Below are 15,574 nucleotides of genomic sequence, written 5' to 3' on the forward strand. Positions count from 1 at the left end.
TTATTGCGCCTGGATTCTGAGTTCTGCACTGGAACGGCTGGTGTGGCCAAGCAGCGATTTGACGTCGCTGGACTTGGGTTTGATCAGCCTGAACTTGGGCACATAGGAGTCGAAGTTGGCCAGGATCTCCTCGGCACGCGAGCTGCCTGTCTCGTTGAGGTGCGCCGTGATGATACCGCGCAGGTGCTCCTGGTGGATGGCCAGATCCGCCACCTCCAGCAGTTCGACCAGCTCGGGGTTGGTGCGCTTGGCAAAGTTGCCGCACTCGTCGAGCACGTAGGCAAAACCGCCTGTCATGCCCGCCGCGAAGTTGACACCGGTCTTGCCGAGCACGGTGACGATGCCGCCTGTCATGTATTCACAGCCGTTGTCGCCAATCCCCTCGACCACCGCCAAGGCCCCTGAGTTGCGCACCGCGAACCGCTCGCCTGCGGTCCCTGCGGCATAGAGCTTGCCGCCGGTGGCGCCATAGAGGCAGGTGTTGCCGATGATGGCCGCCTCGTGGGATTTGAACGCCACGCCGACGTGGGGTTTGATCACCAGCTTGCCGCCGGTCATCCCCTTGCCCACGTAGTCGTTGGCATCCCCGGTGAGGATCATCTCAAGGCCACCGGCGTTCCAGACGCCGAAGCTCTGGCCGGCGGTGCCGTTGAAGTGCACCTTGACCGGATCGGCCGCCATGCCCTGGTTGCCGTGGCGCTTGACGATTTCGCCGGACAGACGCGCACCCACGGAGCGGTCGGTGTTGCGGATGTCGTAGCGGAACTCGCCGCCACTCATGTTTTCCACCGCATCCAGCAGGTCTTCCACCATCTTGAGGTTCAAGGGCCCCTTGTCGAAGGTGGGGTTGTGCTGCTGGCTGAACAGACTGGAGCCTGCCGGTGCAACCGGGGCCGCCAGGATGCCGGACAAGTCCAGCTTGGCCTGACGGGCGGTGAGGCCGGGCAGGGCTTCCAGCAGGTCGGTACGACCGATGAGGTCGGTGAGCTGGGTGACGCCCAGCTCGGCCATCAGCTCGCGCGTCTCCTCGGCGATGAACTTGAAGTAGTTCATCACCATCTCCGGCAGGCCGGTGAAGTGTTCGCGGCGCAGCTTCTCATCCTGGGTGGCGACGCCGGTGGCGCAGTTGTTCAGGTGGCAGATACGCAGGTATTTGCAACCGAGCGCCACCATGGGGCCGGTACCGAAGCCAAAGCTCTCGGCGCCGAGGATGGCCGCCTTGATGATGTCCAGACCCGTCTTGAGGCCGCCATCCACCTGCAGACGCACCTTGTGGCGCAGGCCGTTGGCCACCAGGGCTTGCTGGGTTTCGGCCAGGCCCAGCTCCCAGGGGGAGCCGGCGTATTTGACCGAGGTGAGCGGGCTGGCGCCAGTGCCGCCGTCGTAGCCGGAGACGGTAATGAAGTCAGCATAGGCCTTGGCCACGCCACAGGCGATGGTGCCGACGCCAGGTTCGGACACCAGTTTCACCGACACCAGGCAGTTCGGGTTGATCTGCTTGATGTCGAAGATGAGCTGGGCCAGATCCTCGATGGAGTAGATGTCGTGGTGGGGCGGCGGGGAGATCAGGGTCACGCCGGGCACGGAGTAGCGCAGCTGGGCGATTTGCGCGGTGACCTTATCACCGGGCAGCTGGCCCCCTTCACCGGGCTTGGCACCCTGGGCGACCTTGATCTGCACCACGTCCGCGTTCATCAGGTAGTGAGGGGTGACGCCAAAGCGACCGGAAGCCACCTGCTTGATGCGAGAGTTCTTCTCGGTACCAAAACGCTTGGGATCTTCACCGCCTTCGCCGGAGTTGCTCTGACCGCCGAGGCGGTTCATGGCGATGGCCAGGGCCTCGTGGGCTTCAGGGCCGAGGGCGCCGATGGACATGGCCGCGGAGTCGAAGCGGGGGAACAGCCTGGCGGCTGGCTCCACCTGATCCAGCGCAACCGGGGTGGTGCCCTGTTTGAGCGACAGCAGATCCCGCAAGGTGGCGACCGGCCGCTCGTTCACCAGACGGGCATACTCCTTGTAATCGGCGTAGTTGCCGGAGCGCACCGCCACTTGCAGGGTCTGCACCACGTCCGGGTTGTAGGTGTGGTACTCGCCACCGTGGACGAATTTCAAGAGGCCGCCCTGGGTCAGCGGCTTGCGGCCGAGCCAGGCCAGACGGGACAGATTGATCTGATCCTGCTGGATGTCGGCAAAGTCGGCACCCTGGATGCGGCTCGATACGCCGCGGAAGCAGAGTTCGACAACAGCCTTGGAGAGGCCCACCGCCTCAAACAGCTGGGAGCAGCGGTAGCTTGCCACCGTGCTGATGCCCATCTTGGACATCACCTTGTAGAGGCCCTTGTTGATGCCGTTGCGGTAGTTGAGCATGGCCTGGCGCAGGCTCATCTTGAGCACGCCTTCTTCTACCTGCTTGGCGAGGGTCTCGTAGGCGAGATAGGGGTAGATGGCGGTGGCGCCAAAGCCCAGCAGCACGGCGAAGTGGTGCGGGTCGCGCACGCTCGCGGTCTCCACCAGGATATTGGCGTCGCAGCGCAGGTTGTTGTCCACCAGGGTACGCTGCACCGCCCCCACCGCCATGGCGGCCGGGATGGGCAGGGTGTCCGGGCTGATGTCCCGGTCTGACAATACCAGCAGCACCGCGCCGCTGCGGGCCGCTTCAGCTGCCTCGTGGCAGAGGCGCTCGAGGGCGGCTTGCAGCCCCTCTTCGGGCAGGTAGTTGAGGCTCAGCACCGCATGGCGGTAGTGTTCCCCCTCCAGGGCCAGCAACTGATGGAAGTCGGAGTAGAGCAGGATCGGCGACTGGAACAGCACCCGGTGGGCGTGGCCGAAGGTCTCGTTGAACACGTTCTGTTCGCGGCCGATACAGGTGGCCAGGGACATGACGTGATTTTCCCGCAGGGGATCGATGGGCGGGTTGGTCACCTGGGCGAACATCTGGCGGAAGTAGTCGTACAGGGTTCGCTGGCTGGAGGAGAGCACCGCCATCGGGGTGTCATCCCCCATGGAGCCCACCGCCTCCTGGCCGTTCTCGCCGAGCACGCGGATCACCTGATCCAGCTCTTCAAAGGAGTAGCCGAACAGCTTCTGGTAAGTCTTGAGCCGGTCATCCGGGAATTCCCGCGATCCCGTGCTGGCATCGTCCATCTGCTCGAAGGGCACCAGGCGCTTGCAGTGCTTGTCCATCCACTGCTTGTAGGTGTGACGGCTCTTGAGATCGTCGTCAATTTCGAAGCTGGTCCAGATCTTGCCGTTGCTGGTATCGACCACGAACAGCTCCCCCGGGCCGACACGGCCCTTCTCCAGCACTTCGTCCGGGGTGTAGTCCCAGGTGCCCACTTCGGAGGCCAGCGTGATGAACTTGTCCTTGGTGATGACGTAACGTGCCGGACGCAGACCGTTTCTGTCGAGTGCGCAGGTGGCGTAGCGACCGTCGGTCATGACGATGCCGGCCGGGCCGTCCCAGGGCTCCATGTGCATGGAGTTGAAGTCGTAGAAGGCGCGCAGGTCGTCATCCATGTTCGGGTGCTTCTGCCACGCAGGCGGGATCAGCAGGCGCATGGCACGGAACAGGTCCATGCCGCCGGCCAGGAAGAGATCCAGCATGTTGTCGAGGCTGGAGGAGTCCGACCCCGTGGTGTTGACGAAGGGGGCGGCCTCTTGCAGATCCGGGATCAGCGGGGTGGCGAACTTGTAGCTGCGCGCCTTGGCCCACTGGCGGTTGCCGGCAATGGTGTTGATCTCGCCGTTGTGGGCGAGGTAGCGGAACGGCTGCGCTAGCGGCCAGCGCGGGCTGGTGTTGGTGGAGAAACGCTGGTGGAACACGCAAATGGCGGCCTGCATGCGGATGTCGGCCAGATCCAGATAGAAGCGCGGCAAATCCACCGGCATGCACAGTCCCTTGTAGACGGTGACCAGGTTGGAAAGGCTGACCACATAGAAGTAGTCGTCGCTGATGCGTTTCTCGATGCGGCGGCGCACGATATAGAGGCGGCGCTCGAGATCCTTGTCGACCCAGCCCGGGGGCGCGTTGACAAAGACCTGTTCAATACTGGGCAGGGACGCCTTGGCGATGGAACCGAGTACATTGGTATCGATGGGCACCTTGCGCCAGCCGACCAGACTCAGGGTCTCTCTTTCCAGCTCCTCGTCGATGATGTCGCGAGTTGCCTGGGCCAATACGGGGTCCGGGTTGAGAAACAGCATACCGACCGCGTAGTTGCGGCCCAGGTGCCATCCCTTCTCTTCGGCGACCGCTCTAAAGAAGCTGTCGGGTTTTTGCAGCAACAGGCCGCAGCCGTCGCCGGTCTTACCATCAGCGGAGATACCGCCGCGGTGCTGCATGCGAGCCAAGGCTGACATCGCGAGACGGACAAGCTTGTGGCTGGCTTCCCCTTCCATGTGGGCCAACAGGCCGAAGCCACAGTTATCCCTCTCCAGCTTTGGATCATATAGTGACATTGCATTTCTCCCTTGCTCGGCCTTCCATCGCACTGTCATCAACAGACTGCATAAATTGCGATTGGCTCTTGTGGTTCCGTCCGCCTGAGGTGGCGAATCTCCAAACTAATGGGATTTTCGGGCAAGGTCAATTGGACATCCCGCTTGTTTGCAATGTTACATCACCATAACAAAATGTGGGTTTTTGAGACTCAATCAGCATTTTTGTGTATTTATGACTGACTTTTATTTATTTGTTGGATTTATATTCTGTTTATGGACGATTTAGTGGTTGACTGCATGGTGGCGGGAAACTGTAGTAATTTTACAAAGTCATCTCTGGTGTGCTTGGCGGGGATCACATTTCAGGATCCTGCGTCTTGCATTTGTCCATAAGCAGACTAAACAGGATTTTTTCAGTAGTTACAGCCGGTTATGGGCGAGAGGTTATGACACTTTTCTCCAGGTGGCAGGAGTGACAGGTTGTCAAAAGTGACCGTGAATGCTGACTGTTGGGTATTTATCGCATCTAACGTGAATATTTATATGATTTTTGGGTAGAGAGCGGGATTGATCCAGCGCAGCCTGCCCGCCGGGCTGCGTCGCTAGAATGACACCTCATTTCGGAGGTGTCATGCAGTTACACGAACTCATCAATACATTTGGCCAGGATCTCAAGCTGCGCCACGGCCAGAAGATCCACAAGCTCTCCATCCATGGGGCCTTTACCTGCCCCAACCGGGACGGCACCCTGGGCCGGGGTGGCTGCACTTTCTGCAATGTCTCCTCCTTTGCCGACGAGTCGGCCCAGCAACTCTCCGTGGTGCAGCAACTGCTGGCACGCCGGGACGAGGTGACCCGGGCCAGGCGCTATCTGGCCTACTTTCAGGCCTATACCAGCACCTATGCCGAAGTGGAGTACCTTCAGCGCATGTATGAAGAAGCCTTGTCGGTGAGCGACATGGTGGGGCTCTGCGTCGGAACTCGCCCTGATTGTGTACCCGATGCGGTGCTGGATCTGCTGGCAGGTTATCAGGCCCGCGGCTACGAGGTGTGGCTGGAGCTCGGGCTGCAGAGCGCCAACGACAAGACGTTGCAACGCATCAATCGGGGCCACGGCTATGCCGCCTATGTTGACGCTGTAACCAGAGCCCATCTGCGGGGCATCAAGGTGTGTGCACACCTCATCGTCGGCCTGCCCGGCGAGGCGCCGATGGACAGCCTGGAAACCCTGCACCGTGTCGTGGAGACCGGCGTCGAGGGGATCAAGCTTCACCCACTGCATGTGGTGGAGGGGAGCACCCTTGGCAAGGCGTGGCAGGCGGGACGGCTGGATGTGTTGACGATGGAGCAGTATGTGGCGGCGGCGGTCGCCATGATCCAGTACACGCCTCCCGAGGTGGTCTATCACAGGGTCTCGGCGTCGGCGCGCCGCCCGACCCTGCTGGCCCCCGCCTGGTGCGAGAATCGCTGGAGCGCCATGACCGCCATTGCCGCGGCGCTGGCACGCTCAGGCCCTCAGGGGCACTGCCTGGGACGCCCTTTTTCTCTCCCTTCCACGGGCGAGTGCCAACTCTAATTTCGTCAAAAAACAGTGGGTTATTAGATGAAATTCAGTCTTTGGAGTATAGTTTCGTTCAAGTCACCTTGATAAGATGGTCGGCTTGAAAAAAGATATAGTTATCAATAACTCTTTGCAGTTTGTATACCGGGCGGTGTCTCTTCGAACCGGGTGGCATATTTCTTGGCAACACCAGGTGCCTGGTATGTCCCCTCCGTTTCCGGCATGAAAATCTGTGAGGGAGGCGAGACATGCAGTGTCCCGGCTCTGTGCGCTAATCGGGTTGTGGGTCTGGGTGGCGAGGTCTGTTCTGTTTTTCCGGATCGCCGCCGGGCTTTGGATATTCGGCCCCGAGACAACCTTCTGAATCATGTTTGATGGGATGCTATGCAAGCAGAAACCAGCCATATAGATGAACTGTTGGAGTGCCTGGTCTTTTTGACCCGCTTTTACGGGGTGCCCAACAGTCAGGATGCTCTCACCACCGGCTTGCCACTGGTCTCCGGGCGTCTCAGCACGGCGCTCTTCAGTCGTGCCGCCGAGCGGGGCGGTCTCTCTGCCCGCGAAGTGATCCAGCCCCTTGAACAGATCTCCTCCCTGCTGCTGCCCTGCGTCTTGCAGACGCGCAATGGCGGCGCCTGCATCTTGCTTGAATGGAATGAAGAACGCACCCAGGCGAGGATCATCTTTCCCCAGGCCGGAGACGCGGCCCAATGGGTCAGTCTTGCCCAGCTGGGTGACGAGTACAATGGTCGTCTGTTCTACGTCAAGCGGCAGTTCAAGTTTGATGAGCGCTCGCCCAAAGTGCTGGAGACCCGTGATGGTCACTGGTTCTGGAGCACCTTGTTCGAGTCCCGCGGTATCTATCGGGATGTGCTGGTGGCCTCGATCCTCATCAACCTGTTTGCCATCGCCAGCCCCCTGTTCACCATGAACGTCTATGACAAGATTGTGCCCAACCTGGCATTCGACTCCCTCTGGGTGCTGGCGGTTGGAGCCATGGTGGTGTTCACCTTCGACTTCGTGATGCGCCAGCTGCGCAGCTACTTCATCGATATTGCAGGCAAGAAATCCGACGTGCTGTTGTCGGCCAAAATCTTTGCCAAGGTGATGGGCATGAAGATGGAGTCCAGGCCTGCGTCGACCGGTGCCTTTGCCAAGCACTTGCAGGAGTTTGAATCGGTGCGCGAGTTTTTCACGTCGGCCACCGTCTCCACCCTGATCGATCTGCCGTTTGCCATCTTCTTCCTCTTCATCATCTGGATTTTCGCCGGTGTGATGGTGGTGGTGCCCATCATCGCCATCCTGATCCTGGTGGCCTACAGCTTCTACATTCAGGCACCGCTGAAGCAATCCATCGAGGAGGGCTCCCGGCTCGCCTCCCAGAAGAACGCCAATCTGATCGAAAGCATCTCGGGCCTTGAGACCGTGAAGATTTTCGGGGCCGAGAGCATGTTCCAGCACCGCTGGGAGCAGGCGGTGTCCCACATCTCGACCTGGGGCGTGCAGACCCGGCGCATCACCAACTCCATGTCTTCTCTGGCGAGCTACATCCAGCAGGTGGTGACAGTGGGACTGGTGATCGTCGGTGTTTACCAGATCTCGGAAGGGTTGGTGACCATGGGGGGCATGATAGCGGCCGTGATGCTGTCGAGCCGGGCCATCGCCCCCATGGTGCAGCTGTCGGTGCTTTCCACCCGCTACAACCAGGCCAAGTCGGCGCTCGAGATCCTGGAGAAGATCATGATGACGCCGGGTGAGCAGGAGGAGGGCAGGCAGTACATCCACCATCCGGTCATCCAGGGGCGCATCGAGTTTGAAAATGTCTCCTTCAAGTATCCGGGCATGGAGAGCAGTACCCTGCACAACATCAACCTGCGCATCGAGCCGGGTGAGAAGGTGGCCATCATTGGACGCATCGGTGCGGGTAAAACCACGCTGGAGAAATTGCTGATGGGCCTCTATCGCCCGACTGACGGCCTGGTGCGTCTGGACGGCTTTGAGCTGGACCAACTGCCGCCGACCATCATTCGCCGCAACATCGGCTGTGTGCCGCAAGATGTGACCCTCTTCTTTGGTTCCGTGCGGGACAACATCATGCTGGGTAATCCCCTGGTGGACGATGCCCGTGTCTTGCGCGCCGCCAAGCGGGCCGGGGTCACCAACTTTACCAACCGGGATCCCAACGGTCTCGACAGACAGATAGGTGAAGGGGGACGTCAGCTCTCCGGTGGCCAGCGTCAGTCCATCCTGCTGGCTCGCGCCTTGCTCAACGATCCCCCCATTCTGGTGATGGACGAGCCGACCTCCAACATGGACAACCAGTCAGAGATGCACGTGAAGCAGGAGCTGGCACGGCTCGGCCCCGAAACCACCCTTATCCTCATCACTCACAAGACCTCCATGCTGGATGTCGCTTCCCGGGTCATCGTCGTGGAGCAGGGGAAGATAGTGGCGGACGGTCCCAAAGAGGTGGTGTTGCAGCAATTGAAGGAAGGCAAGGTGCGGGTGCAGGAGACGGCGAATGGCTAACCACTGGTTCAAGAAAACGCCCTCAGATACGGTCTTGCCTGCACCCGAGCATCTCGAGTACGTGGATGACGGCGCCGCCGCCGTGCTGCTGACGACACCCACCCGTGCCAGAGTCCTGCTGTGGGCCTGCTTCCTGTTTTTTGTCAGCGCCATCGTCTGGGCAGCCTGGGCAGAGCTGGATGAAGTGACCGTCGGCCAGGGCAAGGTGATACCGTCGCGCCAATTGCAGGTGATCCAGAACCTGGAAGGGGGGATCGTCAAGGAGATCTTCGTCAAGGAGGGGGACATCGTCGAGAAGGGACAGCCACTGCTGCGCATCGACGATACCCGCTTCAAGTCGGATTTTCGCGAACGGGAGCAGGAGCTGGTCACCCTCAAGGGGGATATCGCCCGCCTGCGCGCCGAAATTCGCAGCGTGGTGGTCAAGAACGAGCCCAATCTGGGCTGGCGCGAACAGGTAGCCATCGACAAACAAGCCATCGAGTTCCCCGAAGGGTACGAGAATGTATTCGCCGAATATGCCGCCCGTGAAAGATCGGTGCAGGAGGCGCGGTTAAACAACCTCAAGAACCAGCTCTACATCTTGGGACAGCAGATCGAGCAGAAAGAGCAGGAGACCATAGAGCTCAATGCCAAGATCCGGACCGTGGGCCGCAGCGTTGATCTGGCTCGTCAGGAGCTGAACATCAGCCGTCCTCTCGCAAAAGAGGGTATAGTTCCTCAAGTGGAGCTAATTAAACTGGAGCGGCAGGTCAACGAAATGCAAGGGGAGCTGGAGGCGAACCGCCTGCTGGTGCCCAAGCTCAACTCGGTACTGCGGGAGACCATCTCGAAGCGAAATGATATCGCCCTGAAATTCCGGGCGGACTCCCAGACCGAGCTAAACGAACGTCAAGGCAAGTTGAGCCAGTTGTCGGAGGGTCAGGTCGGCCTCAGGGACAGAGTCGATCGTACCAGTGTGATCGCGCCTCTCAAGGGGACCATCAAAAAGCTGAAGATTAATACGCTGGGTGGGGTCGTTCAGCCGGGCATGGACCTGATGGAGATAGTGCCGCTGGAAGACACCCTGCTGGTTGAAGCCAAGGTGTCGCCAAAGGACATCGCGTTCCTCAGACCCGGACTGGAGGCCGTGGTCAAGATAACTGCCTATGATTTCACTATTTATGGAGGTTTACATGGCAAGGTTGAACAGATAAGTGCCGACTCAATCCAGGATGAGGAGGGTAATTCCTTCTATCTGGTGCGAGTACGAACCGAGAAGAGTTATCTGGGCGATGAGCTTAACGCACTTCCCATCATCCCCGGTATGTTAGCCAGTGCATATATTATTACTGGTAAAAAAAGTGTCCTAGACTACTTGCTGAAACCCATCTTGAGGGCTAAGCAGTCGGCACTGAGAGAACGATAAGCCAACAATCTAAAAACAACATGACTGGAGATACCATGAAGAAGACGATTGTTGCCATGCTGGTTAGTGGCACCATACTGTTCCCGGGCCTGAGCCAGGCACAGACGCTGGAACAGTCAGTGGCGCAGTCACTGGCTACCCATCCGAAAATCAAGGAAGCTTTTGATCTCTATCAGGCACGACTGTATCAGCATGATGGAGCCAAGGGCGGCTATTACCCCACCATTGATCTGCGTGGTGGCGTCGGTTACGAGAAGACTGACAGTCCCTCGACCCGTGCCGCAGGTCCCAATTCACAGACGATCGATGACTCCATGACGCGCAAGGAGGCCGGGATCAGCCTTCGCCAGATGCTGTTTGACGGCTTTGATGTCAGCAGCAACGTGGCACGGACCGATGCCGCCGCCCAGGCCCAGCGCCTGGCGATGATCTCCGAGGCGGAGAACACGGCCCTGCGCGTGGCCGAGGTCTATCTCAACATGCTGCGTCAGCAGGAGATCCTGGAGCTGTCCAAGCAGAACCTTGAAACCCACGAGCAGATCCGCAGTGACATCCAGAAACGGACCGACTCCGGTCTTGGGTCGACCGCTGACCAGACCCAGATCGACGGTCGTGTGGCTCGGGCTTACTCCAATCAGGCGGCAGCGGAGAACAACTATCGGGATGCCGAGAGCGAGTTTATCCGTGTCGTCAATGAAGTGCCCAAGGATCTCGTTCAGCCAGTACCGAACACCCAGCTCCTGCCCGCAACACTGGAAGATGCGCTGAAGACGGCAACAGAGGTTCACCCGACCCTGCTGTCATCCCTGCAGGACATCGAAGAGGCGAAGTACCAGCATGAAGGCTCCAAGTCAGGGTTCTACCCGAACGTAGCCTTTGAAGTGGATCAGAACTGGAACGAGGACATCGATGCGGTCAAAGGCCGTAACGACGATCTCACCGCCATGGTCCGGATGCGTTACAACCTGTTCCGCGGTGGGTCCGATCTGGCAGAAAGTAAGGCAACCTCAGCGCTCTATTCCCAGGCCAAAGACATTCACATGAATGCCTTCCGTCAGGTGGAAGAGGGGACCCGCCTCGCCTGGAACGCCAAAGAGTCGCTGGCCAAGCAAAAAGTCTTCCTCAAAGAGCACGTGGACGCCAGCTATGACACCGTACAGGCGTACAAGAAGCAATTCGGCCTGGGCCAACGGACCTTGCTGGACGTGCTGAACACGGAGAACGAACTGTTCGAGGCTCGCCGCAGCTACATCACTGCCGAGTACGACTCCCTGTTGGCGGATTATCGTATCCTCAATGCCACCGGTGGTCTGCTCAATGCCCTGAATGTGCAGCAACCGGCTGAATGGCAGGCCAACAACAACTGATGGCCCTGCCACTGATGTCATATCAGGCAAGGGGAATGGCTGCAGCGTGCTGCAGTCATTCTTTTATGCGTCCGGCGGTCAGGGGATGATGGCGGCGTCATGACACAGAAAGAAGTGGCATCGACAGGTTGGAGCCGACGTGATGGGTATCGAGCTGTCGCAGGTGCACGTGCGCCCTGGCGGGTTCGCCTGCTGTGGCTGGCCCTGCTGGCGATCCCCCTGCTGCTCAGCGCCAGCCAGCCTCTCTCACCGGAGGATATGAAACTGGTCAAGCGCGCGGAGGAGACCTATGGCCCCAGGGCCGGCAAACGGGTCACCAGCTGGCGCACTTTGGCAATGCAGAACAAGGCGGCGGGGCTGACGGATCGGCAGAAGCTGGAGAAGGTGAACCAGTTCTTCAACCAGATGCGTTTCATCGATGACATCAAGTTGTGGCACAAGAAGGATTATTGGGCGACACCGCTGGAATTTCTGGGCGCAGCGGGGGGAGATTGTGAAGACTTCAGCATTTCCAAGTATTTTACCTTGCTGGAACTTGGCATCCCTGATGAAAAAATGCGAATGGTATATGTCAAGGCATTGGATTATAACCAGTTTCATATGGTCGTTGCCTACTATGAGACGCCTGCGGCAGTACCCCTGATTCTGGACAATCTTGTCGGATCAATTCGCCCGGCGACCCAACGGGCGGATTTGTTGCCAATTTACAGTTTTAACGGTAGTCACTTGTGGCTGATGAAGGCGCGTGGTCAAGGGGAACTGGCCGGGCAATCATCCCGCTTGGGATTATGGACAGACTTACGCAATCGCATGACATCGGGGCGATTGGCTCGGCCTGCGGTCAATTTGGATGATTAACCTATGACGCTCTACAGACAACTATTGGCAACCATGCTGCTGCTGTTCGGATTGCTGTTTGCCGCCACCTATTGGGTGCAATTCAATTCGACCCGCAACTACCTGGCGCAGCAGCAGGAGACCACCGTCATCAATACGTCCACCGCACTGGGTCTGGCGCTGACCCCCTATCTGGAGAACGGCGACAAGGTCAGTGCCGAATCCGTGATCAAGGCGGTGTTCGACGGGGGTTACTACAAGCTGGTCCGTCTCGATCTGCTGGCCTCCAAGGATGTCATCGAGCTGGAGAACAGCAGCCATATCGAAGGGGTCCCACAGTGGTTCATTGGGCTGGAGCTGTTCCCTGAAGTGGCCAATGAATCGATTTTGACGTCAGGTTGGCTGCAACTGGGCAAGCTGAAGGTCGTCGGCCACCCTGGACAAGCCTACTACGAGCTTTGGAAAGGAATGAGCGAACTGGCCACCTGGTTCCTGGTCGGCTTTCTCGTCACCACTCTCTTGCTGATGCGGGCGCTCAATTATCTGCTCAAACCGCTCAAGCTGATTTGCGATCAGGCGGTTGAAATCGAGCTGCACCATTTCGGCCACGCCATTCCCGAGCCCAAGACCCGCGAGCTGCGGCAAGTGGTACAGGCCATCAATACCCTTTCCAGCAAGCTTGCCGTGCAGTTCAAAGAGCAGGCCGACGAGGCCGAGAATCTGCGAGCCCGCGTCTATGTGGATGCCGTCTCCGGGCTTGGCAACCGCTCTTACTTCGTCGGGCAGGTCAATGCCTGGATTGCGGAGGCCGGGCAGGGCGGGGTCATGCTGGTGGCCGTCGACATGCTGGACGATCTCTATCGGGAAGAGGGCTTTGCTGCAAGGGACAACATGGTCAAATCCATTGCACAGGTGCTCAGGGAATTGCTGGATGGCTGGGATGGCGCGGCGCTGGCCCGGATCTCGGCGACGGAGTATGCCTTGCTCTGCCCCACCGATGATCTGTCTCAGCTCAAGGAGCTGGCGGAGCTCATCAACAGCCGTATCGCCGATCTGGTTGTCAATCCCATGGGAGAAAGCGGTGCGCTGTCCGTCGTCGGCATCGCTGGCCGTGATGGCAATGACGATCTCTCGGCCCTGCTGACGAAGGCGGATAACGCCCTTGGCAAAGCGCGCAATGAGCGGCGCGGTGCCGTCGTGATGGAAGGCGGCAATGAGCAGGGACTGATGGGACGCCTTGCCTGGCGAGACCTGGTGCAGGATGCCATTGCCAGACATCTCTGGCGCTTCAAGGCACAGCCTGCATGCCGCTTCGATGATGGTACCCGCCTGCATGCCGAGTTGTTCGCGGCCATCTCGCGAGATGGAACGGATTACTTCGCAGGGCAGTTCTTGCCTGCGATCGAGCAGTTCAAGATGGGGGCCGAGTTTGACAAGGCGGTGCTGGAAGCCTGCGTCCCCTTGTTCAAGCAGCAACCGGAATTGGTGTTGGCAGTCAATATCACGGCGGGTTCTCTCTGTTCGGATGAGTTCCTGACATGGCTCAGAGGCTATCTGTCGCTGAACTTGGAGCTGAAGGAGCGACTGCTGTTCGAGATCCCGGAAGCGGCCATCATGAAACACAAAGAGTATGTGACTCATCTGGTTGAGCTGTTGCGAGAGCACGGCTTCTTGTGGGGGGTCGATCACTATGGCCGGCACTTCCAGTCCCTCGGCTATCTGGAAGAGCTGACCCCCGCTTATGTCAAGGTGGACCACGGGTATACCAGCCAGGTCATGGAACCAGGCGCCGATACCTCCTTCCTGGCGGCTGTCTGTCGGGCTGCCCACAACGCGGGTGTCACGACCATCGCCACCCGTGTGGAAGATAAACGGCAGGTTGAATTGTTGTCCAGTTTGCATATCGATGGTTATCAGGGGTTCGTTCACCCTGCATTTCCACTGGCATAAGCGGTACAACTCGATAGAAAGGGGCCCATTAAGGGCCCTTTTTTATATCTGTTTAGAATATGTACATCATTTTTACGCGACATATAGGTAATATCACTAAAACTCGCGCTGTTACCTATTTGATTTTTATATGTAAAAAATATTCGTTCGATTCGCTGCATCGGATGAAGTCAAAGAGACTCAACCCTGTACATTTTTGCAACGGAAGCAGGACGGGGGCGTATCTAGAGTGTAGGCATCAAGATCTGTCACCCTGGAGCAATGGATATGCGCACCCAAATCATCGACAAAACCGTGGTCGTCTCTTCCGTAGAAGGCAACGTTCAGATCCTGCTTGCCGATGGCAGCAGTCGCCCTCTCCAGCCTGGCGAGATACTGCAGCCTGGCGCCAGACTCAATATCGCTGATGATGCCAAATTGATGCTGGCGCCCTACGATGACAAACCTGCAGAGGGCAATGGTGTCCCGGCAGGGACAGAGATGCCTCCAGAGGGGCAATCTTCCTCATCGGTTGCCAATCATCAGCAAGGCTCGCCTGAAGTGTCGCCAGAAATTGCGGCGTTGCAACAATCCATCCTGCAAGGGGTTGACCCGACCAAGAACTTCGAAGCCTCTGCTGCCGGTGGGGCACCTGCCGCCGGTGGTGGTGGCGGTATCGGCGGGGTCGCTGGGGCCAGTGGCAATGGTGGTTTTGTTGTCATAGATCGCATCGGAGATGCGACCATAGCCGAGGCCGGATTCGATACCGGCTATGACACGTTGATCGATCAGAATGTGCTGCAGGAAGACGATCTTCTGCCCGAGAATCAGCTCGATGATCAGGATGAGTCCGCTGTTACCCAGGAAGATCAGGCCATCAGTGGCAATGTGCTCGACAACAGCAACAATCCGGATGGTCCCCTTGATACGTCTGTCATTTCCTATAGCTGGGGCAGCAATCAGGGAATTGCTGCCGGCGTTGAGAGCACGCTGGATGGGATTGGTACGCTGATCATCAATGCCGACGGCTCCTATACCTTTACCCCTGCGCTGAACTACACAGGCCCTGTACCTGCGGTCAATTACACCGTAACGGATGGGGATGATACCAACGACTCCACTCTGACCATCACCATCACCCCTGTAGATGAGCCTGTCTCGCTGAATGGATTGCAGGTCGAGGGTGGTGAGCTTGTCCTTGAAGAAGCCGCATTGCCGGATGGCTCAGCCCCCGATGGCGCCGCCTTGACCAAGAGCAGTACCTTTACATTCAATGCGGCAGATGGAGTACAAAGCCTGACACTGGGAGGTGTGACGCTGATCAGCAATGGCCAGGTCTTGACCACCTTCCCCCAGGGGATCCCCAGGGCGGGAGCACACTTTGTTGATATTTTAACCAAAGAATAACTGAGCCCGATAGTCGTCATTCCAGCCGGCTCTTTTTAGCTTGTTTCTCTGACTTCGAGCACCACAATTGCTCTGTTTTACGATATTCATTACGAT

General features: G+C 58.5%; 8 protein-coding genes. 7 read left to right on the forward strand and 1 reads right to left on the reverse strand.

Annotated features, from left to right (window positions below; translation table 11 throughout):
* Entirely contained in the window at positions 1-4,458 is a 4,458-nt protein-coding gene (gltB, locus tag C3418_RS07870) for a glutamate synthase large subunit (protein WP_103858276.1), read from the reverse strand.
* A 613-nt stretch (positions 4,459-5,071) separates the two neighbouring features.
* Here gltB and C3418_RS07875 point away from each other — a divergent pair.
* The 7 genes from C3418_RS07875 (at position 5,072) to C3418_RS07905 (ending at position 15,478) form a co-directional block, all read left to right on the forward strand.
* Positions 5,072-6,016, forward strand: coding sequence for a TIGR01212 family radical SAM protein (locus C3418_RS07875; protein WP_103858277.1), 945 nt, complete (start codon positions 5,072-5,074; stop codon positions 6,014-6,016).
* Positions 6,017-6,385: 369 nt separating this feature from the next.
* Positions 6,386-8,530 carry a type I secretion system permease/ATPase gene (locus tag C3418_RS07880; RefSeq protein WP_103858278.1) on the forward strand — a complete coding sequence of 715 codons (2,145 nt, stop codon included), beginning with the start codon at positions 6,386-6,388 and terminating at the stop codon, positions 8,528-8,530.
* Entirely contained in the window at positions 8,523-9,938 is a 1,416-nt protein-coding gene (locus C3418_RS07885; RefSeq protein WP_103858279.1) for an HlyD family type I secretion periplasmic adaptor subunit, read from the forward strand. The genes C3418_RS07880 and C3418_RS07885 overlap by 8 nt, the downstream gene beginning before the upstream one ends.
* 35 nt (positions 9,939-9,973) lie before the next feature.
* Entirely contained in the window at positions 9,974-11,305 is a 1,332-nt protein-coding gene (locus tag C3418_RS07890) for a TolC family outer membrane protein (protein WP_010675164.1), read from the forward strand.
* Between the two features lie 114 nt (positions 11,306-11,419).
* Positions 11,420-12,163: a transglutaminase-like cysteine peptidase gene (locus C3418_RS07895; protein ID WP_372587717.1), complete on the forward strand. Its 744-nt coding sequence runs from the start codon at positions 11,420-11,422 to the stop codon at positions 12,161-12,163.
* 3 nt (positions 12,164-12,166) lie between these two features.
* Positions 12,167-14,092 (forward strand): EAL domain-containing protein, encoded by a 1,926-nt coding sequence (locus tag C3418_RS07900; RefSeq protein WP_103858280.1) that lies wholly within the window; start codon positions 12,167-12,169, stop codon positions 14,090-14,092.
* Positions 14,093-14,359: 267 nt separating this feature from the next.
* Positions 14,360-15,478, forward strand: a complete 1,119-nt coding sequence (locus C3418_RS07905; protein WP_258039884.1) for a retention module-containing protein — start codon at positions 14,360-14,362, stop codon at positions 15,476-15,478.
* Positions 15,479-15,574: the final 96 nt, after the last annotated feature.

This window comes from Aeromonas sp. ASNIH8 (assembly GCF_002919855.1).
GTDB classification, from domain to species: domain Bacteria; phylum Pseudomonadota; class Gammaproteobacteria; order Enterobacterales; family Aeromonadaceae; genus Aeromonas; species Aeromonas caviae.

Excerpts from the sequence above, each read along its gene's own strand:
- gltB (WP_103858276.1), bottom strand. The coding sequence starts at position 4,458 with ATGTCACTATATGATCCAAAGCTGGAGAGGGATAACTGTGGCTTCGGC.
- C3418_RS07875 (WP_103858277.1), top strand. The coding sequence starts at position 5,072 with ATGCAGTTACACGAACTCATCAATACATTTGGCCAGGATCTCAAGCTG.
- C3418_RS07880 (WP_103858278.1), top strand. The coding sequence starts at position 6,386 with ATGCAAGCAGAAACCAGCCATATAGATGAACTGTTGGAGTGCCTGGTC.
- C3418_RS07885 (WP_103858279.1), top strand. The coding sequence starts at position 8,523 with ATGGCTAACCACTGGTTCAAGAAAACGCCCTCAGATACGGTCTTGCCT.
- C3418_RS07890 (WP_010675164.1), top strand. The coding sequence starts at position 9,974 with ATGAAGAAGACGATTGTTGCCATGCTGGTTAGTGGCACCATACTGTTC.
- C3418_RS07900 (WP_103858280.1), top strand. The coding sequence starts at position 12,167 with ATGACGCTCTACAGACAACTATTGGCAACCATGCTGCTGCTGTTCGGA.
- C3418_RS07905 (WP_258039884.1), top strand. The coding sequence starts at position 14,360 with ATGCGCACCCAAATCATCGACAAAACCGTGGTCGTCTCTTCCGTAGAA.